Origin of the sequence: Streptosporangium sp. NPDC023963 (genome assembly GCF_040639135.1) — a bacterium.
GTDB lineage: Bacteria > Actinomycetota > Actinomycetes > Streptosporangiales > Streptosporangiaceae > Streptosporangium.
The window spans coordinates 646229-668554 of record NZ_JBEZZK010000002.1; the positions used below are offsets into that span (position 1 = coordinate 646229).

Consider the following 22326-nt stretch of genomic DNA (forward strand, 5'->3'; position numbering starts at 1 on the left):
GGGCCCCGGCCTCACCCGGGAGCCACACCTCACTGTCCTGGCGGTGCCTTCCGGCTGTTCAGCGAACGCGAGAAGCCTTCGCCTGTGATGCCGCCCGCCCGCGCGCGCGGGGGACCCGGGGGCCGCCCATCCGGCTGTGAATTACGCAAAGTGATCCTTTGGCCGATCGTCAGGCTGACATTCGGCCAGGATGCGGATAGCGTCTGAGCCATGGCACCCGCTCGGGTCCGTGGTTGCACCGGACCGACCTCCGCGAGGAGGCCGGCCCGGCTAGCCGATGCCAGCCGCAGGCCAAACGGTCCACGTAAGACGACTTTTCGTCGATCGATCACGGTGCGGCTTAGAGGTAAGTCCTGCCTTCCCAAGGAGCCAGATGTTCCTTGCCAGAAGAGAAGGGCATGTAGTGGCAAAGAGCTGCGAAACCCTCAGCAGGCGGATGTGGGGACGAAGACCAGGTCGGCCGAGCGGGTGTCGCAATACCACCGTCGAGATTCGAAGGGGGGCTGTGCATGGAGATCATCGTCAAGGGTCGGCACACCGGAGTGAGTGACCGATTCCGTGACCACGTGAACACCAAGCTGGCCAGGATCGAGCGTTTGGACCACAAGCTCATTCGCGTTGACGTGGAGGTGTCCAAGGAACGTAATCCCCGTATCGTCGACCAGCGAGAGCGAGTCGAGCTCACGATCCACTCACGTGGTCCCGCGGTCCGGGCGGAGGCTTCGGCCGACGACCGTTTCGCCGCCCTTGACATCGCACTCGGCAAACTCGAAGGACGGCTGCGGCGTCTCGCCGATCGCAGGAAGATCCATCACGGGAACCACTGCCCTCCGTCGGTCGCGGAGCTGACGGCCACCGCGCTCGCCGAGTCGTTCGAGTTCGAGAGCGCCCCGGCCGACCTGCTCACCGAACAGTCGCCGGCCGAGTCCCAGGCCGACGCCGACGTTCCGGAGGACGAGAGCATCATCCCGATCCAGATGGACGGCGACGGGCCGCTGATGGTCAGGGAGAAGTTCCACGAGGCCGATCCGATCACGGTCGATCAGGCACTTCTCGAGATGGAACTGGTGGGACACGATTTCTATCTCTTCCGCGACAAGGAGAGCGGGCAGCCAAGCGTCGTATACCTCCGACAGGGGTACAACTACGGCGTGCTGCGGCTCGTTGAGCCCTGACGAACGCATTCGAAGATCCTCTCCGACCAACCGAGGACCATGAAACCCGTGTAATCATGGCGGTCCACCGGCTCTGGCCCCCCGAGGAGGAGGCGTGACGGAACCCGACGACGCAACCGGCCCGACCGGACGCGGCGACCCGATCCGCGTGCTGATCGTTGACGATCACGCGCTGATCCGCCGCAGTCTGGAGATGGCGCTGGCAGCGGAGACGGACATCGAGGTTGTCGGCGAGGCGAGCGACGGACAGGAAGCGGTCGAACTCGCCGACCGCCTCACTCCGGATGTCATGCTCATGGACGTCCGGATGCCACGGAGGAGCGGTATCGAGGCCACTCGTGAGATCAAGGCCTCGGTGCCGAGCACGCGGATCATCATGTTGACGGTGAGTGACGAGGAGGAGGATCTCTTCGAGGCGATCAAGGCGGGCGCCACCGGCTACCTGCTGAAGAACGTCCAGCTCGACGAGGTCCCGGAGGCCGTCCGCGGCGTCCACGAAGGACAGTCGCTGATCAACCCGGCGATGGCCGCCAAACTGATCAGCGAGTTCGCCAACATGAGCCGCAAGGAGGCCGAGCGGCCTCCGCAACTCCCCGTTCCACGCCTGACCGAACGGGAGATGGAGGTGCTCCGCCTCGTCGCGAAGGGGATGAACAACCGCGAGATCGCCAAGCAGCTGTTCATCTCGGAGAACACCGTGAAGAACCACGTCAGAAACATCCTGGACAAGCTTCAGCTTCACTCCAGGATGGAGGCGGTGGTCTACGCGGTCCGCGAGCGGATGCTCGAGATCACCTGACACGCTGCAGGTGCGGTGACCGTCCGGCGGTCACCGCACTCCGGTTCGGGATAGATGTCCCGAACCGGCGCTTCGAGCCGACGTCCCGTCCGGTGTCGCGGCCCGGCCCTCCGATCCGGCGTTCCGGCTCGGGGGGCGGCTCGGCCGGACAGGTCGTCCCGGTCCGGGAAACGGCCCGGTCCGGAGGGATTCTTCCCGCTCAAGGAGCGCTCCCGCTCACGGAGCGCCCTCGCTCAAGGAGCGCCCTCGCTCACGGAGCGCCCCCGTTCACAGAGCGCTCCCGCTCACGGAGCGTCCCGGCGCAGGGCGTCCTGGAGAGGGCCGGCCAGGAGGGGGTCGACGCGCTCGACCCGGACGGCCTCGCAGCCGACCCAGCTCGCGGCCTCCCAGAGGGCGCCGGCCAGCGCGACGGCACCCCTGCCCGGCGAGACGCCGGGTTCGAGACTCACCTGGCGGGCCACCAGCGTGGCCCCCTCTCGGGCCGGGTCGATTCGCCCGACCAGCCTGCCCCCGGCCAGCACCGGCATTGTGAAGTAACCGTGGACGCGCTTCTCCTTGGGCACGTACGCCTCAAGACGGTGGTTGAAGCCGAACACCCGGGCGGTGCGGGCCCGGTCCCAGACGAGGGAGTCGAAGGGGGAGAGCGGGGTCGTGCGGTGACGGCCCCTGGGCTCGGTCTCCAGCGCGGCCGGGTCGGCCCAGGCGTCGGCGGCCCGCTCGGGCCACCCGGCGACGCGGACGGGCACCAGCCCGGTGGAACCGTCGAGCAGGCACGCGTCGAGCAGTCGCGCCTCGGGCGCCTTCAGGCGCAGGAAGTCGACGAGGTCGGCGCGGGTGGCCACGCCGAGCGCGACCCCGGCGATCCCGGCGAGGCGGGTGACGCACTCGGCGTCGGAGAGCTCCTCGGCCAGCAGATCCGCGGGGACCGCGCGTTCGGCCAGGTCGTAGACGCGTCGCCAGCCCACCCTGCGCGTGCAGACGACCTCGCCGGTGTCGAGCAGCCACTCAATGGCGATCTTGGAGTCGGACCAGTCCCACCACGGGCCGCCCTTCTTGGCGCCGCCGATGTCGGCGGTGGTGACCGGGCCGCTCTCGCGGACCAGGTTCAGCACCTTGCCGACGCTGTCGGGCACCTCGTGCCAGCGGAACCTCCTGGCGCGGAAATATCTCCGCCTGAAGGCGTACAGCGCCCAGTCGCCGATCGGGAGGATGCAGGCGGCGTGACACCAGTATTCGAAGGCCCGCGCCGGCTCGTCCCAGTAGGCCCGCTCGACCTCCTGCTTGCCGACGGCGCCGAGGCGGGCGTACGCGACCAGCTCGTGGGAGCGGGCCAGCACGGAGATCGTGTCCAGCTGGACGGCCCCGAGGCGGCGCAGGACGGCGGGGGCGCCGCCTCGCCGGGCCTCCGCGCCCAGGAACCCCTGGGCGCGGAGGATGACACGGCGGGCCTCGTCGGAGGAAAGGGAAAGATGCATGACCGCCCCAGGGGGAGACAACACGTCGTGGGCCGAGGCTAACGCCTGACACCGACGAAAAGGCTACGCCGGTGTCAGGGTGTCCGCGGCCGGGGCGAATCGGGGCAGGTCGCGCCGGGCGAGGTGCTCCGCCGGGCCGGGCCGGGCCGGGAAAGGTGTCTTCGCGGGGCCGGATGATCGGTCCGGGGAAGGTGTCTCCGCGGAGTTGGACGGTCGGTCCGGGGAAGGTGTCTCCGCCGGGCCGGATGATCAGTCCAGGACGCCCCGGCCGCTTCCGCCGCTCATCGAGCGGGGGGCCTCGAGGACGATGTCCTGGAAGACGCGGAAGACCAGCGTGAGGATGCCGCCCATGACGCAGACCGCCGTGCCCATCCAGAGGAGGGGCCAGTTCGGGCCCAGGCAGAGGGCGACCCCCGCGATGGTGAAGCCCAGCAGGATGACGGTCACCGCCAGCCAGGACGACGCCCGGCCCCCGTGGCCCCCGGAGCCCTGGTGGACCGCGGGACCGCCGTCACCCCCCTGACCCTCGTGGGTACCGCCGGTCGCCTGACCCGCGTCCTCCGCCATCACGGCTCCTCCCTCCAGGCGCGGCGACGCGCCCGCGCGGATCCATCACGGACGTGACAAAGACCGGCATACCCTCTGAAGCTGGTCGTACTCTCTCAAAGAAGCGGGCAAGGAACTCCATCGGCCACAAGAGCGTCTTTCAGGGTGGCTGTGTCTGGTGGCGGAACCGCCTACGATGGCAGCGGAGAACCATGTCTCGTCCTCAGCCGGGCCGGTCCGGCCGCGGAAGACCTGCGAGGAGCTTTACCTAAAGTGCCAGCCTTTCTCGATAGAATTCTTCGCGCCGGCGAAGGCAAGCTTCTGCGCAAGCTCAAGCGGATCGCCGACCAGGTCAACTCCATTGAAGACGACTTCACGAGCTTGACCGACGCCGAGCTTCGCGCGCTCACCGACGACTACAAGCAGCGCTACGCCGAGGGCGAGTCCCTCGACGACCTGCTTCCCGAGGCCTTCGCCACCGTCCGTGAGGCGTCCCGGCGCGTGCTGGGCAAGCGTCACTTCGACGTGCAGATCATGGGCGGGGCCAACCTGCACATGGGCAACATCTCGGAGATGCGCACCGGTGAGGGCAAGACCCTCACCTGCACGCTGCCCACCTACCTCAACGCCATCTCGGGCAAGGGCGTCCACGTCATCACGGTCAACGACTACCTGGCCAAGCGTGACGGCGACGAGATGGGCCGGATCCACCGCTTCCTCGGTCTCGAGGTCGGCGTGATCCTGGCCAACATGCCCGCCGACGAGCGCCGCAAGCAGTACAACGCCGACATCACGTACGGCACGAACAACGAGTTCGGCTTCGACTACCTGCGCGACAACATGGCGTGGTCGCTCGAGGAGTGCGTCCAGCGCGGCCACCACTTCGCCGTGGTCGACGAGGTCGACTCGATCCTCATCGACGAGGCCAGGACGCCGCTGATCATCTCCGGTCCCGGCGAGCAGTCCGGCAAGTGGTACGCCGAGTTCTCCAAGATCGTCCCCCGGCTCCGCAGGGGTACCGAGGGCAAGGACGGCGAGGAGAACACCGGCGACTACGCCGTCGACGAGAAGAAGCGCACGGTCGGCATCTTCGAGTCCGGCGTGGAGAAGGTCGAGGACTGGCTCGGCATCGAGAACCTCTACAAGCCCGAGCACACCCACCTGGTCGGCTTCCTCAACAACGCGCTGAAGGCCAAGGAGCTCTACAAGAAGGACAAGGACTACATCGTCGTCGACGGCGAGGTCCTGATCGTCGACGAGTTCACCGGTCGCGTCCTGCACGGCCGCCGCTACAACGAGGGCATGCACCAGGCCATCGAGGCGAAGGAAGGCGTCAAGATCAAGGACGAGAACCAGACTCTCGCCACGATCACGCTGCAGAACTACTTCCGCCTCTACGAGACGCTCTCCGGCATGACCGGCACCGCGGCGACCGAGGCCAACGAGTTCCACCAGACCTACAAGCTCGGCGTCGTCCCGATCCCGACGAACCGGCCGATGATCCGCAAGGACCAGGCCGACGTGGTCTACAAGACCGAGGACGCCAAGTTCATGGCGACCGTCGAGGACATCAAGGAGCGCTACGAGCGGGGGCAGCCGGTCCTGGTCGGCACCACGAGCGTCGCCAAGTCCGAGCGCCTCGCCAAGGAGCTCAAGCGCAAGGGCGTCAAGCACGAGGTCCTCAACGCCAAGAACCACGCCCGTGAGGCGGCGATCATCGCCGAGGCGGGCCGCAAGCACGCCGTCACCGTGGCCACCAACATGGCCGGTCGAGGCACCGACATCATGCTCGGCGGCAACCCCGACTTCCGCGCCGACCTGGAGCTGCGCAGCCGCGGCCTCGACCCGGTCGAGACCCCGGAGGAGTACGACAAGGCCTGGGGCGAGGCGCTGGAGAAGGCCAGGGCGGCCGTGCAGGCCGAGCACGACGAGGTCACCGAGCTCGGCGGCCTGTACGTGCTGGGCACCGAGCGGCACGAGTCGCGCCGCATCGACAACCAGCTCCGCGGCCGTTCCGGCCGTCAGGGAGACCCGGGCGAGTCGCGCTTCTACCTCTCGCTCGAGGACGACCTCATGCGCCTGTTCAACTCGGCCAGGGTCGAGATGATCATGACGCGCCTCAACATCCCCGACGACGTCCCGATCGAGTCGGGCATCGTCTCCAAGGCCATCGCCTCCGCCCAGCACCAGGTCGAGCAGCAGAACTTCGAGATCCGCAAGAACGTTCTGAAGTACGACGAGGTCATGAACCGGCAGCGCAAGGTGATCTACGCCGAGCGTCACCGGGTGCTGGAGGGAGCGGACCTGCACGAGCAGATCCGCGGCTTCGTCAACGACGTGATCGACGAGTACATCGCGGGCGCCACCGCCGAGGGCTTCGCGGAGGAGTGGGACCTCGACAAGCTCTGGAAGGCCCTCGGCCAGCTGTACCCCATCAGCATCACCGCCGAGCAGCTCATCGAGGAGGCCGGGGGTCGCGAGGAGCTGACCGCCCAGTTCCTCACCGAGAAGGTGAAGGCCGACGCGATGGCCGCCTACGACCGTCGCGAAGAGGAGATCAACGCCCAGGCGATGGACCCCGAGGGCATGCGGGTGCTGGAGCGCCGCGTCATCCTGTCGGTCCTCGACCGCAAGTGGCGCGAGCACCTCTACGAGATGGACTATCTCCAGGAGGGCATCGGCCTGCGCGCGATGGCCCAGCGCGACCCGCTGATCGAGTACCAGCGCGAGGGCTTCGAGATGTTCTCCCAGATGCTCGAGGGCATCAAGGAGGAGTCGGTCGGCTACCTGTTCAACCTCGAGGTCGAGGTGCAGAGCAATCCGATCGTCGAGGAGCACGACCACTCCGAGGACGCCGCGATCGCGGAGACCCGCTCGATCATCGCCCGCGGCCTGCGCGCCCCGCAGCGCCCCACCGAGCTGGAGTACACGGCTCCGGGCGAGAGCGGCGAGGTGGAGCACACCCGGATCAGCACCAAGGCCGAGCGTGACGCGTACGGCAACGTCGAGCGCAACGCCCCGTGCCCCTGCGGTTCCGGCAAGAAGTACAAGCGCTGCCACGGCGACCCCAAGCACGTCGAGGTCTGACCGCCGCCGGAGGGCCCGCACCACGCACGGTGCGGGCCCTCCGGCGTGTCCGGGCCCTCAGGCGAGCGCGGGCCGGTGGCCGGGCGTCGCGTCGCGAGCCGTTCCCCGTACGGGACGCGGGTCAGGGGTCGTCTCGAACTCGGTGCACAGCCACCGCACGCCCCTGCGTTCCAGCCTCAGCGCCAGGACACGTGAGCGGTCGCCGCAGTCGACCACGGCGCACATCTCCACCACCCCGTCCTCCGGCTGGGAGACGTGGGCCCGGCCCACCCGGGGCGGCCGCGCGCTGGTGATGATCTTCCCGCTCCGCGCCAGCTCGGCCTGGGCCCTGCCGGTCATGTGGCAGGAGACGCTCGCCGGAGGGCGCCTGCCGGACAGGATCTCGGCGACGGCCTGCGCGAGGGCCCGCAGCCGGCGCTCGTCGGGAACCGCGCCGGGCGAGCCCCAGACCAGCGGTTTCCCGGCCGGGAGGCCCGGCGTCCCGGGATCGAGGGCGAGGGCGAGGGTGCCCTGCACGTACGGCGGCATGGCCGGGGTGTCACCGGCGGGGCGGTCGTCGTCGTAGGGCGGCTCGGCGGCGGGGGAGGGCGCGATCCTGGGGAGCGAGGCCGGACGTCGTGGGGGCGACATGGGAACTCCGATGTGCTCGGCTGGGGCGGAGAAACTGACACATCAGGGAGTTTCCGGTCCGCCGCCCAGATACGCCGCCCGCCAACTTCCGGTGGATCCCGGTCGCTTCGCCCCGTTGGGCGGAGAAGGTGACCCCGGGTTGGAGTGGTCGGTCCTCGCGAGGGGGCGGGTTGCGGCCGTGGCCGTGATCTCCGGTGGACGGCCGAAACCGCTCGGCGCGCCTGCCGGGCGGGGATCGGCCCAGGCTCGGAGAAGGGCGTCGCGCCTCCGTCGCGCCTCCGTCGCGCCTTCTCGGGCGGAGGCCGGGTCAGGCGGAGGGCGGTTCGGGGGAGGGCGGCTCAGGGCTCGGGGGAGGGCGGTGCGCCTCCCGGGTGGCGGGAGGGCCGGTGTCCGCCCTGCCCCGCGCCGGGGCCGAGGGCTCGCCGGAGTCGACGTCGGGCTCGGGCTCGCGGCCGGGGGTCATGATGTTCAGCCTCCTGATCAGGAAACTGAACACGGTGTAGTAGATCACCGCGTAGACCAGCCCCATCACGATGATGATCGGTACCCCCCGGGCGTTGGGCGCCGTCCCGTACAGGCCGAGGTCGATCAGCCCGGAGGAGAAGCTGAAGGCGAGTTTGACGTCCAGGGCGGAGGCGAGGGCCATGGAGACGCCGGTGAGCACGATGTGGATGACGAACAGGACCGGCGCCACGAAGATGAAGGCGAACTCGATCGGCTCGGTGATCCCGGTGAGGAATGCGGTGAGCGCCGCGGAGATCATGATCGAGCCGACCGCGGTGCGGCGGTGCGGTGGCGCGGCCCGCCAGATGGCGATCGCGGCGGCGGGCAGGCCGAACATCAGGACCGGGTAGAAGCCGGCCTCGAAGCCGCCGTAGCCGACGGCGCCGTTGTTGAAGCAGATCAGGTCCCCGGCGAGCTTCTTGCCGTCGACCACGCACTCGGGGACCTGGGTCCAGATCACGTTGTTGACGATGTGGTGCATGCCGAGGGGGAGCAGGGCGCGGTTGATCATGCCGTACACCCCGGCGCCGAGCTCGCTGTTGGAGGCGAGCCAGGTCCCCGAGGCGCGGACCCAGCCGCCCAGCACCGGCCAGACGAAGCCGAGGAGCACGCCGATCACCAGCCCGGCGAAGGCGGTGAGGATCGGCACCAGGCGGCGCCCGCCGAAGAAGGCCAGCCAGGTCGGCAGCTTGGTGCGGTGGTAGCGCTGCCAGAGCAGCGCGGAGACCAGGCCCATCGCGATGCCGCCGAGCACCCGGGTCGGGTTCTGCGCGCCGAGGTTCAGGACCGCCTCGGGAACGCCGGGGTCGGCCCTGTCGAACACCTCCGTGGTGATGGGCTCCCTCAGGTCGGCGTCGAAGAGGATGAAGAACATGTTCATGCTGACGGCGTGGAAGACCAGGTAGCCGACGAGCGCGGCCAGGGCGGTGGAGCCGTCGGCCTTGCGGGCGAACCCGATGGCGACGCCGATCGCGAACAGGATGGGCAGGTTGTCGAACAGGGCGCCGCCCGCGGTGCCGACGACGCGGGCCACGTCGTCGAGCAGGGCGTTGTCGGTCCGGCCGAGAAGGTCGTCCTGCCCGAGCCTGAGCAGCAGGCCCGCGGCCGGCAGGACCGCGATCGGCAGCATCAGGGAACGTCCCAGGCGCTGGAGCACGCTCATCACGACGGACCCCGGGTGGGCGGCGGGCGGGCCCGCGTCCGCCGGGAGAGAGCTCATCGGGCTTTCCTCCAAGGGCTGGAAGGGAGGAGGGCGGCGAAGGGGCGGTCGCGCGGGACGGGACGGGGTGTGACGGCGGCGGTGCGGGGCCGGGAGGCGGGCCGAACGGGCGTGGCGGGTGGGCCGTGGTCTTCTGGACGTGGCCGGGACGGGCGCGGCCGGTGGGACGTGCTCCGGAGGTGGCCGGAACGGGTGTGGCGGACGGGGCGTGGTCGGGCGGGCATCGGGATCAGGCGCGGCGGGCCGGTATCTCCAGGATCGTACGGAGCTGGTAGCGGTCGGCGCGATAGGTGGACACCCCGAGTTCGGCGCAGACGCCTCCCGCGAAGGAGCGCCGCTGGAGCAGCAGCACGGCCCCGCCGCGCGGTAACTTCAGCAGGTCGGCGTCCCCGGGGTCGGCGATGCCGCCGTCGATGGTGAGCTCACCGGCGTCGAGCACCAGGCCGTAGCGGGTCTCCAGGAGGGCGTACAGGGAGCGGCCCGTCAGGTCGTGGGTGTCGAGGTCGGGCGCGAGGGAGACGGGGATGTGGGCCCGCTCGATGCACATGGGCTCGTCGGCCGCGGTCCGCAGCCGCTCGATGAAGTGGACCTCGTCGCCCGGCTGGATGCCGAGTTCCCTGGCCAGGTGCGCGCTGGCCCTGACCACCCGCCGGTCCAGGTCGCGGGAGCCGGGCTCCATGCCCCTGGCGCGCATCTCGTCGCTGAAGGAGGTCAGCCGCAGGGACATCTCGATCTTGGGGCGGGCCACGAAGGTGCCCTTGCCCGCCACCCGCTGGAGCCTGCCCTCGGAGACCAGGTGGTCCACGGCCTGCCGTACGGTCATGCGCGAGAGCCCGAAGCGCTGGCAGAGCTCGCGTTCGGACGGGATCGCCGTGCCGATCGCCAGCTCGTGGTTCTCGATCAGATCGAGCAGGATCTCCCGGAGCTGGAAGTACTTGGGCACCGGGCTGTCCGGATCGATCTGGGCCACAGGATCCTCCCCCCTCGATCTGAGATGTCGCATGAGTTAGGGTTCGTACTGGTCTAGTCCGGACTAGACCACAGGCCGGAAAAGGGTGTCAACGTACGGACCGGAGACGGATCGATAACGGCCCGGTCTCGTCCGTCCGAAGCGAAGGATGAGCGCGAGATGACGACCAACATGCGCAGCGAGATCGCCGAGCAGCCCGCCGCGCTGCGAGCCACGCTCGACGCCCTCCTTCCCAGGGTCGGGGAGGTGGAGCGGCTCGCGGGGCAGACCCGCCAGCTGCTGTTCATCGCCCGCGGCACCTCCGACAACGCCGCAGTCTACGGTCGCTACCTGGCCGAGGCCCACACCGGCAGGCTCTCCACTCTGGCCGCCCCCTCGATCGCCACGACCTACCGGCGCAGGCTGGACCTCGACGGCGTGCTGGCCGTCGCCCTCTCCCAGTCGGGCAGGACCGAGGAGATCGTCGAGACCCTCGCCTGGGCGAAGGACTGCGGCGCCAGGACCGTGGCCATCACCAACGGCGGCGAGCAGAGCCCCCTGGCCCAGGCCGCCGACCTCGCCCTGTGCACGGTCGCGGGCGAGGAGAAGGCCGTCCCGGCCACCAAGACCTACACCACCCAGCTCGCCGCGCTCGCCGTGCTCGCCCTCGGTCTGGGCGCGGACGTCGACGCCGCCGACCTGCAGCGGGTGCCGGACGCGGTCGAGAAGCTGGTCGGCGACCCGGGTGACCTGGAGGCGATCGTCGAGGGCCTGGCCGACAAGCCGGGCGTCGTGGTCTCCGGCCGGGGGCTCGCCTTCTCCACCGCGCTGGAGCTGGCGCTCAAGCTCAAGGAGGCGTGCTACCTGCACGCCATGGGGCTGTCGTACGCCGATCTGCTGCACGGCCCGATCGCCGTGGTCGACGAGGACACCCCGGCCATCCTGGTCGCGGCGGGGGAGGGCCCGACCCTGGCCGGCACCGTGGCGCTCGCCGAGCGGGTGACCGGTGCGGGCGCCTCCGCCTACACCGTCGGCGGCGGTACCGCGCTCTCCTCGGTCTCCACCGCCGCGCTGAACGGCCCCGACCTTCCCGAGTGGGTCGCCCCGCTGGGCCTCATCGTCCCCGGTCAGCTGCTCACCGAGGCCCTCGCTCGCAGGCTGGGGATCGACCCCGACGCTCCCCGAGGTCTCAACAAGGTGACCCAGACCGACTGATCGCGATATGTCCTTTAGCCTGGTCATAGCCTTGGGAACAGGGTGATCACATCTGGAGGGCGACATGGCGGCCGACGCCGACGCGATCATCGCTGGACTCGGTGGTGCGAAGAACATCATCGAGATCGAACCGTGCATCACCCGGCTCCGCACCGAGGTGCACGACGCCTCCAAGGTCGACCAGGCGGCCCTGCGGGCGGCCGGCGCGCACGGTGTGATGGCGACGGGCAACGTCGTCCAGGTGGTGGTGGGTCCCGAGGCCGACACGATCGCCAGCGACATCGAGGACATCATGGGCTGAGCGAGGGCCGACAGGAGCCGGTAGGGGCTGACAAGGGCGCTCTCGCGGGCGGGGCGTGCCCGGACGGCACGCGTGGGCGGCCGGGGGCGCGGACGGGCCGTCCTCGCGGGCGGCGGCATGCCGAGGGGGGTGCGGTGACCACAGTTCTGGCACCGGTCGCGGGGGTGGCCGTGAGGCTCGGCTCGGTGCCCGACCCGGTCTTCTCCGAGGGGCTGGTCGGGCCCGGCATGGCGATCGAGCCGGACAGGGCGCCCGGCCGGGTGCTCTCCCCCATCGCGGGCACCATCGTCAAGCTGCACCCGCACGCGTTCGTGGTCGTCGGCGAAGACGGCAGGGGGGTCCTCGTCCACCTGGGCATCGACACGGTCGAGCTCAGGGGGGAGGGCTTCGAGCCGCTCGCCGCCGAGGGCGACCGGGTGAGCGCGGGGCAGCCGGTGGTGGCGTGGGATCCGGCCGGGATCGAGGCGGGCGGGCGCTACCCGATCTGCCCGGTCGTGGCGCTGGACGCCGCCGCGAACTCCGTCACCGGCCTCGCCACGGGGGCCGTGGGCGCCGGTGACGAGCTTTTCGAGTGGAGCGATCCCGCCTGAGGGCTCGCGGGACGGGGAAAGGGCGAGGAACGTGGAAGGCGGACGCGGGCGACGGCCGTGCGGACGAGAACGGAGCCGGGAGTGGTGACGGGAATGGGGACGACGGCGAGACCGCCGGTGCGGGCGGCGCTCTTCGATCTCGACGGGACGCTGATCAACAGTGAACGACGGAGCATGGCCATGTGGTCGATGCTGCTCGACAGCCACGGAGTGGTCCACGACGAGGTCGTGCTGCGCGGGTTCATGGGGCGGCGCGGGCGCGACGTCCTGACGGAGAGCGCCCACCTCTTCCCCGGCAAGCGGATCGACGACCTGATCGAGGAGGTCTTCTCCTTCCAGGACCATCCCGGCCTGCCGGACATCGTGCCGGTGCCCGGCGCCGCCGAGCTGGTCCGCAGGGTCTCGGCGCACGGTTCGCCGATCGCGGTCGTCACCTCCGCCGGCCGTGACTGGGCGGAGGAGCGGCTGACGCAGGTCGGTATCCGCGACCTGCTGGAGACGATCGTGTCCGCCCACGACGTGGCCGTGGGCAAGCCCGACCCCGAGGGGTTTCTCCTCGCCGCCGCACGCCTGTCGGTCGATCCGGCACACTGTGTGGCGTTCGAGGACTCGATCGCCGGGATCGCGGCGGCCAAGGCGGCCGGTATGGCGTGCGTGGGCATAGCGACCACGCACCCGGGCACTGAGCTGGCCGAGGCCGATCTCGTGGTCGCGGACCTGACGGGGGTCGACTGGCCCCTGCCGAGCATCAATGATCCCGCGGTCTAGACCGCGGGCGAACTTCTGGGAGGAACACGTGGCCGAGCGCCAAGTCACCGTCAAGGCGGAGGTCGGCCTGCACGCCCGGCCCGCCGCGACGTTCGTCCAGACGGCGGCCAAGTCGTCCCTGGACGTCACCGTCGCCAAGGGGTCCGGCGAGCCGGTGAACGCCAAGAGCATCCTGGCGGTCCTCGCGCTCGACGTCAGGGAGGGCGACACGGTGACGATCAGAGCGGAGGGCGAGGGAGCCGACGAGCTTCTCGACCAGCTGGCCGGCATCGCGTCGGCGCCGTGAGCACCCTCACCGGGGTGGGGGTGAGCCCCGGGGTCGGCGTCGGTCCCGCCTACGTGCTCGCGTACGAGGCGACCGTCCCGGCCCCGGGCTCCCGGCACGGCGGGGGCGCCGAAGCCGCGGCCGCGGAGCTCGCCCTGGCCGGGCGGGCGCTGGAGCGGGTCGCCGCCGACCTGGAGGGCCGAGGGGCCCGCGCCGGTGGTGAGGCCAGGGAGATCCTGGAGGCGCAGGCCATGATGGCCCGCGACCCCGGCCTGGCGGACGGGGTGGCCACGCTGGTCGGGGCGGGCACCGCCGCGGCCCGCGCGGTCTACGAGGCGTTCGGCCACTACCGCGGCCTGCTCGCCGCGGCCGGGGGATACCTCGGCGAGCGCGTCGCCGACCTGGACGACGTCAGGGACCGCGTCATCGCGGTGATCGAGGGCCGGGCCGTGCCCAGCATGCCCGGCGTTCCCACGGACACCGGGCAGCCGTACGTCCTCGTCGCCCGCGACCTGGCGCCCGCCGACACCGCGCTGCTGTCCCCGGACGTGGTGGCGGCCTTCGTCACCGAGCAGGGCGGCCCGACCAGCCACACCGCGATCCTCGCCCGCGCCATGGGGGTGCCGGCCGTGGTGGCCTGCCCGGGGGCGACCTCGATCGTGCCGGGGACGCCGGTGCTGGTCGACGGGGCCTCCGGTCTCGTACGGCCCGCGCCCTCCGACGACGAGGTCCTCGGGGCGCGCAACGCCGCGGCCGCGCGGGAGGCCGTGCTGGCCTCCGCCACGGGGCCGGGGACGACCGCCGACGGGCACGCCGTGCCGCTGCTGGCCAACATCGGCGGGCCTCGTGACGTGGCCGCCGCGCTGGAGCACGGGGCCGAGGGGATCGGGCTCTACCGGACCGAGTTCCTCTTCCTCGACCGGGCCGAGGCGCCCTCCGCGGCGGAGCAGGAGGCCGCCTACCTGGAGGTGCTGGACGCCTTCCCCGGCGGAAGGGTGATCGTGCGGACCCTCGACGCGGGTGCCGACAAGCCCCTCGCCTTCCTGCCGCCGGGAGCGCACGAGCCCAATCCCGCGCTGGGGGAGCGGGGGGTACGGCTGTTCAGGACGCATCCGGAGATCATGGACACCCAGCTCGCCGCCCTGGCCGCGGCGGCCGCGCGCTCGTCGGCGAGGCTCCAGGTGATGGCGCCGATGGTGGCCACCGCCGAGGAGGCCGCCTGGTTCGCCGACGCCTGCGACGCGGCGGGGCTGCCGTCGGCGGGCGTGATGATCGAGATACCGTCGGCGGCCCTGCGCGCCTCCGACCTGGCCGTCCGGGCGGGCTTCCTGTCCATCGGCACCAACGACCTGGCCCAGTACGCCCTCGCCGCCGACCGGCAGCTGGGCGCGCTGACCGGGCTCCAGGACGCCTGGCAACCCGCCCTGCTCGACCTGGTCGCCCTGGCCGCGACGGGCGCCGCGGAGCGTGGCAGGCAGTGCGGGGCCTGCGGCGAGGCCGCGGCCGACCCGGCTCTGGCCTGCGTGCTCGTCGGGCTCGGGGTCACCTCGCTGTCGATGTCCGCCCCGGCGCTGCCCGCCGTACGGGCCGCGTTGTCGCGCCACACGCGGCAGCAGTGCCATCTCGCGGCCACGGCCGCGCGGGCCGCCGCCTCCCCGCGGGAGGCGCGTGCCGAGGCGCGCTCGCACCTGCCCGGCCTGGCCGGTCTGGCCCTGTGACGTGGGCGGGCCTCTTCAGTGGGCGGATTTCTTCATGGGTGACGTACGGGCCGGAAAGCACCGGTCGGTGGGAGGCGTGTGGCCGATGGTGACCGGGTGGATGGGCGGGCGCCGGGGCGCGGGCCCGGATAGCGTAAGCGGCATGGCTGGGTGGAGACGTGTGACGGGTATCGCGGTGATCGCGACGATGGTGGCCGGATGCGCGGAGGCGGGCAGGACCGCTCCGCCCGTGTCCGGTGCGACGCGGGCGGGCGAGACCTCCGCGAGCGCCGACGCGGCGGCACCGGCCGACACCGCGGCCGCGACCCCCGGGTCCTCCGGATCCCTCGAGGCGTCCGTTCCCGCCGCGGCCTCCGCGACGACGGAAGTTGCGGGGGTGGAGGGCGTGCTCGCCTCGATGAGCGTGGAGGAGAAGGTCGGCCAGCTGTTCATGCCCGTGCTGTACGGCCCGTCGGCCGACACGGCGTCGGGGGAGAACCAGGCGCGGTTCGGCGTGGACACCCCGGCGAAGATGATCGCCCGCTACCGCCCCGGCGGGGTGATCCTCTTTCCCTGGGCGGGCAACGTCAAAAGCGTCCGGCAGGTCGTGGCGCTCACCAACGGCCTGCAGAAGGCGTCCCCCGAGATCCCGCTGCTGATCGGCACCGACCAGGAGAACGGCAAGGTCTCCCGCCTCGCCCCGCTGGTCACCCCCCTGCCCGGGGCGTCGGTCATCGGCTCGACCCGCGACCTCTCGCTGGCCCGCCGGGCCGCCGAGGTGACGGGCACCGAACTGCGCGCCCTGGGCGTCAACCTCGACTTCGCGCCCGTCGCTGACGTCAACCTCAACCCGCGCAACCCGGTGATCGGCCCGCGCGCGTACGGCTCGGACCCGAAGAAGGTCGCGCCGATGGTCGCCGCCGCCGTCCAGGGCTTCCACGACGCGGGGATCGGGGCCACGGCCAAGCACTTCCCCGGCCACGGCGACACCGGTGTCGACAGCCACACCGGCCTGCCGGTGATCAGGCACTCCCGCTCCCAGTGGAACAGGCTGGACGCCCCGCCGTTCGCCGCCGCCATCGGCAAGGACGTCGACGCGATCATGAGCGCGCACGTCGTGATGCCGAAGCTCGACCCCTCGGGTGACCCGGCCACCCTCTCCAAGCCGATCCTGACCGGGCTGCTCCGGGAGAAACTCGGCTTCGACGGGGTCGTCTCGACCGACGCGCTGGATATGGCCGGGGTGCGCAAGAAGTACGGGGACGGGGAGGTCGCGGTACGGGCGATCCAGGCCGGGGTGGACCTGCTGCTCATGCCGCCGGACTACCGCGAGGCCCACCGGGCGCTGCTGGCCGCCGTGGCGTCCGGGAAGATCTCCAAGGCGAGACTCGACCAGTCCGTCCGGCGGCTGCTGACGCTGAAGGCCGCCCGCGGCCTGCTGGACGGGGCGCCGGTCGCCGACCCGGCCGAAGCCGAGCGGGTGCTGCGCTCGGCCGAGCACCTCAAGGTCGCCCGGCTCATCACCTCACGAGCCCGCTGAAGTCACCTCACGGGCCCGCTGAAAGGGGATCCAGGGGCCCTGCCGCGAGGCCGGATCAGGCGAGCTGGAGGTTGCCGGTCCTGGCCAGCGAGATGACGAGCGACTGGACGATGCGCGTGAGCAGGGCCTCGATCAGCATGACGGCGGCCTTCGCGAGCACGGTGGAGATGAATCCGGACATAGCAACCTCACAGGGAGAAAGTGGTCTTAAGGCGATAATTCATACCAAAGGAGTCTAAGTCACCAGTCATGAGGTTGCTGTTTGGTGAACGTTCGGTGACGTTCCCCGCGTCGACGCCTGGAAGGCCACCCCCGCGGCCGTCGTGGTGGCGGCGCTTCCCAGGGCGACGGTCCACCCCACGGGCCCCAGGAAGTGACAGCCGAAGAACCGGCAGAGCCCCGGGACCGAGACGGCCATGCCCAGGACGCCCAGGGACAGGAGCGAGGCCAGCACCACCAGGCGGTCCCGGCTGCCCAGGGCCAGAGTCTGCAGCAGTTGCGACGCCACGAGCGCGACCAGCCCCATGGAGTCCGCCCGCCCGCGCGTACCGGTCACCCGGCCGATCGCCCAGGCCAGGCCCGCCGCGCTCGCCGTGGTGGCGGCGCGCAGGTAGATGTCCCGGGTCAGGGAGGCGCCCAGCGAGGCCTCCGGGCCCTCGTCCAGCAGCCTCTCCGGGCTGGTGGCCGCCGGCGGACGGGAGGCCACCGCCATCGCGGGCAGCATGTCGGTGAGCAGGTTGACCAGCAGCAGCTGCCGGGCGTTCAGCACGTTCCCGCCGCTGATCAGGCTGGATCCGACCGCGAAGACGATCTCACCGATGTTGCCGCCGAGCAGGATGCTGAGGGCGTCGCGGACCGAGCCCCACATCGCCCTGCCCTCGATGATCGCGTCGACGATCGTCTCGATGCGGTCGTCGGTCACCACGATGTCGGCCGCCGCCCGCGCCGCCGGGGTGGCGCGGGACCCGAGGGCGATTCCCACGTCCGCGACCCGGATCGCGGGGGCGTCGTTGGCGCCGTCGCCGGTGACCGCGACGACCTTGCCGGTCCGGCGCAGGCAGCCGACGATCCGCGCCTTGTGCGCCGGGGTGGTCCTGGCGAAGACCGTCACGTCCGGCAACGCCTCCACCAGGGTGTCGTCGTCCATCTCGTCCAGCTCGGGCCCGGTCATGATCCGCCCGCCGTCCAGCACGTTCAGCTCGGCGCCGATCGCCTCCGCCGTGCTCGGATGGTCGCCAGTGATCATGATGATGCGCACGCCCGCCCGCGTGAGGCGGCCGACGCTCTCGGCGGCCGTGGGCCGCACGGGGTCGGCCAGGCCGAGGAACCCGAGGAAGCACAGGTCCTGGATGCGGGACTCGTCGAGGTCGCGGCGGTCGGAGGCGGAGCGCTCCGCGACCGCGAGCACCCGGTAGCCCTGCCGGGCGAGCTGGTCGAGCTCCTTCTCGACCTCCGCCACGAGGTGGTCCGCGAGAGGGACCACCTGGCCGTCACGGAGGATGGACGTGCAACGAGTGACCACGATCTCGGGGGCGCCCTTGACGCTCAGCAGCGGGCCCGAGTCGCCCTTGCCCAGCACGGCGTGGTAGCCGCGTCCCGGCTCGAAGGGAAGTTCGTCGACCCGTTCCCAGCTCCCGGTCCCCTTCTCGGTCACCCCCAGCCGCTCGGCCCCCTTCAGCACGGCGCGGTCGGTGGGATGCGGGACGGGGCGCCCCTCGTCGTGCCGGGGGCACGCGCGCATCCCGGCGGTCACGATGTGCCGCAGCTCGGGCGTCAGGTCCTCCAGCGTGCGCTCGTCCTGCACGTCCGAGACGCACCGCAGGCTGATGCGCCCCTCGGTGAGGGTTCCCGTCTTGTCGAAGCACAGGACGTTGACCCGGCCGAGGGCCTCGATCGTGGAGGGGTTGGGCACCAGGGTGTTGCGGGTCGACAGCCGCCGCGCGGAGGCGAGCTCCGCGACCGAGGCGACGAACGGCAGCCCCTCGGGTACGGCGGCGACGGCGAGGCTCACCGCCGGCGCGAGCGCCTGCGGCGCCGAACTGCCGCGCAGCAGGTCGGCGGCGAGCAGGACGACGCCGGACCCGACCGCGACCGGGAGGACCCGCCGGCTCAGCTCCCGCAGCCGCAGCCGCACGCCCGTGACCGGAGGCTGCTCCGCGGCGAGCCTGGCGGTCCTGGCCGTCTCGGTCGCCTCGCCCGCCGCGACCACCACGGCCAGCCCGCTGCCGGCCGCCACCGTCGTACCCTCGTAGACCATCGAGGTCCGGTCGGCGATGGCGGGCGCGTTGACGGGCTCCGGGGACTTGGTGACGAGCTGAGACTCGCCGGTGAGGGCGGCCTCGTCGATCTCCAGGCCCACGGCCTTGAGCACGCGGCAGTCGGCCGGCACGGTGTCGCCCGCGCGCAGCTCGACCACGTCGCCGGGTACGAGGTCCTCGACGGTCGCGTGCGACTGCTCGTGGGGGCGGGAGCCGGAGTCATGCCCGGGAGTGTGAGTCGCGCTCGCCTTCTCCTTCGTGCTTGTCTTCTCCTTAGTGCTTGTCTTCTCCCGGGGGCGGCGCAGCCGCACGGGAACCGCCACCGCCTCGGTCAGGCGGTGCAGCGCCCGGTCGGCGCTGTATCGCTGGCCCCCTCCGATGAGCGCGTTGGCGAGGACGACCGTGCCTATCATCACCGAGTCCGACACCGAGCCGACCAGGGCCGACAGGCCCGCCCCGGCCGCCAGGACGGGGGTCAGCGGGTTGGCCAGTTCCGCGACGGACACGTGGAGCAGCGAATCGGGGCCCTGCGGTTCTCCCGATCCGGTGGCGGACCTGCGCCGCGCGGCCTCGGCCTCGCTGATCCCGCCGGCCGACGAGCCCAGCAGGGCCAGGACCTCCTTGGCGGGCATCGCGTGCCAGGGGGTCCGGTCGACCCGGGCCGGCGGGGCCTCCCGCCCGGCGTGCCAGCCCGCCCACCCGCCCGTGACGAGGGTGGCCACCGACGTGCAGCTGCTCGCGAGCTGCGCCTTGTGCTGTGACTCCTCCGCCGGTCCGAGGGTCGTCAACACGCCTCCGGCGGCGGTTCCGGCGGCGGTGAGCCACACGCAGCGCTCGCTCGTTTTTCTCGCCGGGCCCAGGCAGCTCAGGAGCAGGTGGACCTCCTCGAGCTCGGCGATCACGTCCGCGTCCCAGGGCACCCGGCCCGAGCCGCGCAGCACGCCTATGCCCAGGTCGGCCTGGGCCAGCGCGGCCATCCGGCGCGCCGACACCACGGCGACCCCGTGGCCGGCGGCCTGGAGCGCGCGGATCGACCGGGCCAGCCGGGAACCGCCGGGCACGGTCTCGTCGATGCCGAGCCGCAGGCCGAGTTCCGCGTCGCCCCCCGCGAGCGTCACGGCGCACGCGTCCTTGGCCGCGGCGACGATCGCGTCGGCCAGCGGGTCGACGCGCGGCGCCAGGCCGACCAGGGCGGCCGGAACGCCCTTCCTCGTCACGCGGACGGCCCGGATCCCCCGGGCCTCCCAATCCTCGGCGTCCTCCGTGACGAGCCCGGCCGGGCCCGCGAGGGGCTCGGCCTTCCACCCGTCGCGTTCCCGCCGCGCGCCGGGATCGTCGACGTCGATCAGGGTGAGGAGCCGCGCGCGCAGCCCGTCGTTCCCCTCGCCGTTCGCGGAGTCCGCGTCGCCGAGGGGGACGATGCGATCGATCTCCCACGAACCGGTGCCGAGCACGTCGGCGTCGAGGATGACCGTGTCGACGCCGTCCATGTGGCGCAGGGCGCGATCGTCGAGAACGATCGCGCCGCGTCTCGCCATGGCACGCCCGATCGCGGCGGCGAAGAACTCGCGGCCCAGCTTCGCGGCCTTGGGCGTCGTCGCGGTGAGCATGGCGACGGCGCGCGCGTGGCCGTCGCTGAGAAGGTACGTCAGCCCGGAGGCGCCGGCCGCCACCGGACTCGCGACGCGCTCCAGCCGGTCCACGGGGCTGTGGGCCATGGGCGCGGGGCGTGGTTTCCCGGCCGCGCGGATGTGGCGGTAGGAGCCCTTCCGCGACGCCAGTTCGTGCTGGCGCGCCTCCCAGGCCCGCCGCGTGTCGCGCGCCTCGATGTAGCGGCCGGCGGCGGTGGCCGACTGGACGAGCATCCCCACCCGGCGCAGCGCCAGCGTGTGGGTGATGATGCTCGCCGTCGTGAACAGGGTGACGGTGGCCGGGCCGCCGAGGTGGCGTTCCACCTCGTGGCGGACCCTCGGGGTGGACTCGGCCAGGCCCAGCAGGGCGGGAAAGATCGCCGGGATCGACGGGGCGCGCAGCGCGTGCCCGGTGAACGCCATGCCCGCCCCGAGCAGGCTCGCGCCGAGCCGGATGCCGGCACGGGTCTGCCGTTCCACCAGCCTGGCGGTGTGGTGCTGCACCAGCATGGAAACGAGGGACCCCGGCTCCGGAGACGAGACCTTGCCGGATTCGGCCTCCTCGTCTTCGGTGTCCTCTGCGTCTTCGGTGTCCTCTGCGTCCTCTGCGTCCTCTAGGTTCTCGTCCAGGTCGTCGTAGCCGTCGGTCAGATCGTCGTCGTCATCGTCGTCGTCCCCCAAGCCCTCGCCGTCGAGCGCGTTGACGATCGACAGCAGCTTCTCCAGATCGATCGCCCCTGGGTCACACCCCACGAAGACGGAGCTGAGTACTCCGTTGACCTCAGCCCGCTCGACCCCCTTCAGCTTCAGCAGGGCGTTCTCCAGCCGCCGGGCCATCGGCTCGCTGCCAGGCGAGCCGATCACGCGCAGATCGACATGGAGCCCTCCGGGACAGACCCGTCTGCCGCGCGAACGCGGCAGGGCGTTCATGACCGCGGCGGGCACGACCTTGATCGCACCGGGCACGACGTTCCAGAGGGTTTCCGCGGGCACGGACAGCAGGCGGGGCACGAACATTCAGATCTCCGGCAGGCAAGATGACGGGGCCGATCAGGCCGTGGTTACGCGCGGCCTGATCGGCCCCGTCGCTGCGATCACTTGGACGATCTCCCGCGGGCCGAACTTCTCGCCCGGGAGGCGGAGCCCGCGGTGCGGGAAGTGGACGCCGAAGATCGTGACGCGGACGTCGTGGCCCGGGACGCGGGCCTCGCGGTCCGCGGCGTGGGCTTCGTGGCCCGGGACGCGGGCTTCGTGGCCCGTGAACGTGAGGTGGACGTGGTGGTCCGGGAGCCGGTGCTCGCGGTCCGTGAGGTGGGGCTCTTCGCCCGGGACGTCGTGCCGGTCGTCCGGGATGTGGAGCTCTTGGTGCGTGGTGTGGCGCCGGTCGCCCGGGAGGCGACGGTGCTCGCCGCGCGGGTGGCGGTGCCCGCGGCGCGGTTCGCGGTACCGGCGGCGCGGGTCGCGGTGCCCGCGGCCCGGTTCGCGGTGCCCGCGGCCCGGGTCGCGGTACCGGCCGCCCGGGTCGCGGTGCGTGACGCGGGTCTCGTGGTCCGTGAGGTGGTGCCTCCCGTGCGGGAGGTGGTGCTCGCGGTCCGTGAGGTGGGGCTCTTCGCCCGGGACGTCGTGCCGGTCGTCCGGGATGTGGAGCTCTTGGTGCGTGGTGTGGCGCCGGTCGCC

The 22326-nt window shown here is 71.7% G+C and carries 18 protein-coding genes; 11 read left to right on the forward strand and 7 right to left on the reverse strand.

Features of this window, described 5'->3' with window-relative positions; translation table 11 throughout:
• Window positions 1–509 precede the first annotated feature (509 nt).
• The gene (gene raiA, locus AB0F88_RS08925; protein ID WP_362679263.1) at window positions 510–1175 is read left to right on the forward strand and encodes a ribosome-associated translation inhibitor RaiA; all 666 of its coding nucleotides are present in this window, start codon (window positions 510–512) and stop codon (window positions 1173–1175) included.
• Window positions 1176–1269: 94 nt separating this feature from the next.
• A complete protein-coding gene (locus AB0F88_RS08930; RefSeq protein ID WP_362679266.1) occupies window positions 1270–1974 on the forward strand; it encodes a response regulator transcription factor in 705 nt (234 codons plus the stop codon).
• A 284-nt stretch (window positions 1975–2258) separates the two neighbouring features.
• Here the strand turns inward: AB0F88_RS08930 and AB0F88_RS08935 are convergent, their stop codons facing one another.
• Window positions 2259–3449: a crosslink repair DNA glycosylase YcaQ family protein gene (locus tag AB0F88_RS08935; RefSeq protein WP_362679269.1), complete on the reverse strand. Its 1191-nt coding sequence runs from the start codon at window positions 3447–3449 to the stop codon at window positions 2259–2261.
• A gap of 249 nt (window positions 3450–3698) precedes the next feature.
• The gene (locus tag AB0F88_RS08940; protein WP_362679272.1) at window positions 3699–4016 is read right to left on the reverse strand and encodes an HGxxPAAW family protein; all 318 of its coding nucleotides are present in this window, start codon (window positions 4014–4016) and stop codon (window positions 3699–3701) included.
• A gap of 252 nt (window positions 4017–4268) precedes the next feature.
• Here AB0F88_RS08940 and secA point away from each other — a divergent pair, with 252 nt between their 5' ends.
• Entirely contained in the window at window positions 4269–7082 is a 2814-nt protein-coding gene (secA, locus tag AB0F88_RS08945) for a preprotein translocase subunit SecA (protein ID WP_362679275.1), read from the forward strand.
• A gap of 57 nt (window positions 7083–7139) precedes the next feature.
• On the opposite strand, the gene AB0F88_RS08950 is transcribed toward secA, so the two are convergent.
• The 3 genes from AB0F88_RS08950 to AB0F88_RS08960 form a co-directional block, all read right to left on the reverse strand.
• Window positions 7140–7712, reverse strand: a complete 573-nt coding sequence (locus AB0F88_RS08950; protein WP_362679279.1) for an Rv3235 family protein — start codon at window positions 7710–7712, stop codon at window positions 7140–7142.
• Window positions 7713–8019: 307 nt separating this feature from the next.
• Window positions 8020–9435 carry a PTS transporter subunit EIIC gene (locus tag AB0F88_RS08955; protein ID WP_362679282.1) on the reverse strand — a complete coding sequence of 472 codons (1416 nt, stop codon included), beginning with the start codon at window positions 9433–9435 and terminating at the stop codon, window positions 8020–8022.
• 229 nt (window positions 9436–9664) lie between these two features.
• Window positions 9665–10405, reverse strand: coding sequence for a GntR family transcriptional regulator (locus AB0F88_RS08960; protein ID WP_362679285.1), 741 nt, complete (start codon window positions 10403–10405; stop codon window positions 9665–9667).
• A gap of 159 nt (window positions 10406–10564) precedes the next feature.
• Here AB0F88_RS08960 and AB0F88_RS08965 point away from each other — a divergent pair, with 159 nt between their 5' ends.
• The 7 genes from AB0F88_RS08965 to AB0F88_RS08995 all read left to right on the forward strand — a co-directional run bounded on the left by AB0F88_RS08965 (window position 10565) and on the right by AB0F88_RS08995 (window position 16760).
• A complete protein-coding gene (locus tag AB0F88_RS08965) occupies window positions 10565–11599 on the forward strand; it encodes an SIS domain-containing protein (protein WP_362679288.1) in 1035 nt (344 codons plus the stop codon).
• 64 nt (window positions 11600–11663) lie between these two features.
• The gene (locus AB0F88_RS08970) at window positions 11664–11900 is read left to right on the forward strand and encodes a PTS glucose/sucrose transporter subunit IIB (RefSeq protein WP_362679291.1); all 237 of its coding nucleotides are present in this window, start codon (window positions 11664–11666) and stop codon (window positions 11898–11900) included.
• A gap of 134 nt (window positions 11901–12034) precedes the next feature.
• On the forward strand, window positions 12035–12490 hold the full coding sequence (locus AB0F88_RS08975; RefSeq protein ID WP_362679294.1) for a PTS glucose transporter subunit IIA: 456 nt from the start codon (window positions 12035–12037) through the stop codon (window positions 12488–12490).
• An 81-nt stretch (window positions 12491–12571) separates the two neighbouring features.
• On the forward strand, window positions 12572–13258 hold the full coding sequence (locus AB0F88_RS08980; protein ID WP_362679297.1) for an HAD family phosphatase: 687 nt from the start codon (window positions 12572–12574) through the stop codon (window positions 13256–13258).
• A gap of 28 nt (window positions 13259–13286) precedes the next feature.
• Entirely contained in the window at window positions 13287–13544 is a 258-nt protein-coding gene (locus AB0F88_RS08985; protein ID WP_362679300.1) for an HPr family phosphocarrier protein, read from the forward strand.
• A complete protein-coding gene (gene ptsP / locus AB0F88_RS08990; RefSeq protein ID WP_362679303.1) occupies window positions 13541–15241 on the forward strand; it encodes a phosphoenolpyruvate--protein phosphotransferase in 1701 nt (566 codons plus the stop codon). The genes AB0F88_RS08985 and ptsP overlap by 4 nt, the downstream gene beginning before the upstream one ends.
• A 160-nt stretch (window positions 15242–15401) precedes the next feature.
• Entirely contained in the window at window positions 15402–16760 is a 1359-nt protein-coding gene (locus AB0F88_RS08995; protein WP_362679306.1) for a glycoside hydrolase family 3 protein, read from the forward strand.
• Window positions 16761–16815: 55 nt separating this feature from the next.
• On the opposite strand, the gene AB0F88_RS09000 is transcribed toward AB0F88_RS08995, so the two are convergent.
• Window positions 16816–16941: a hypothetical protein gene (locus tag AB0F88_RS09000; protein WP_362679309.1), complete on the reverse strand. Its 126-nt coding sequence runs from the start codon at window positions 16939–16941 to the stop codon at window positions 16816–16818.
• Between the two features lie 66 nt (window positions 16942–17007).
• Entirely contained in the window at window positions 17008–21666 is a 4659-nt protein-coding gene (locus tag AB0F88_RS09005; RefSeq protein ID WP_362679312.1) for an HAD-IC family P-type ATPase, read from the reverse strand.
• 132 nt (window positions 21667–21798) lie between these two features.
• Between AB0F88_RS09005 and AB0F88_RS09010 the strand changes: the two genes are divergently transcribed.
• The coding region (locus AB0F88_RS09010) for a hypothetical protein (protein ID WP_362679315.1) at window positions 21799–22326 on the forward strand (528 nt) is incomplete at its 3' end.

Coding starts and splice junctions, on each gene's coding strand:
- AB0F88_RS08970 (WP_362679291.1), top strand. CDS start 11,664: ATGGCGGCCGACGCCGACGCGATCATCGCTGGACTCGGTGGTGCGAAG.
- AB0F88_RS09000 (WP_362679309.1), bottom strand. CDS start 16,941: ATGTCCGGATTCATCTCCACCGTGCTCGCGAAGGCCGCCGTCATGCTG.
- AB0F88_RS08940 (WP_362679272.1), bottom strand. CDS start 4,016: ATGGCGGAGGACGCGGGTCAGGCGACCGGCGGTACCCACGAGGGTCAG.
- AB0F88_RS09005 (WP_362679312.1), bottom strand. CDS start 21,666: ATGTTCGTGCCCCGCCTGCTGTCCGTGCCCGCGGAAACCCTCTGGAAC.
- AB0F88_RS08950 (WP_362679279.1), bottom strand. CDS start 7,712: ATGTCGCCCCCACGACGTCCGGCCTCGCTCCCCAGGATCGCGCCCTCC.
- AB0F88_RS08955 (WP_362679282.1), bottom strand. CDS start 9,435: ATGAGCTCTCTCCCGGCGGACGCGGGCCCGCCCGCCGCCCACCCGGGG.
- AB0F88_RS08965 (WP_362679288.1), top strand. CDS start 10,565: ATGACGACCAACATGCGCAGCGAGATCGCCGAGCAGCCCGCCGCGCTG.
- raiA (WP_362679263.1), top strand. CDS start 510: ATGGAGATCATCGTCAAGGGTCGGCACACCGGAGTGAGTGACCGATTC.
- AB0F88_RS08935 (WP_362679269.1), bottom strand. CDS start 3,449: ATGCATCTTTCCCTTTCCTCCGACGAGGCCCGCCGTGTCATCCTCCGC.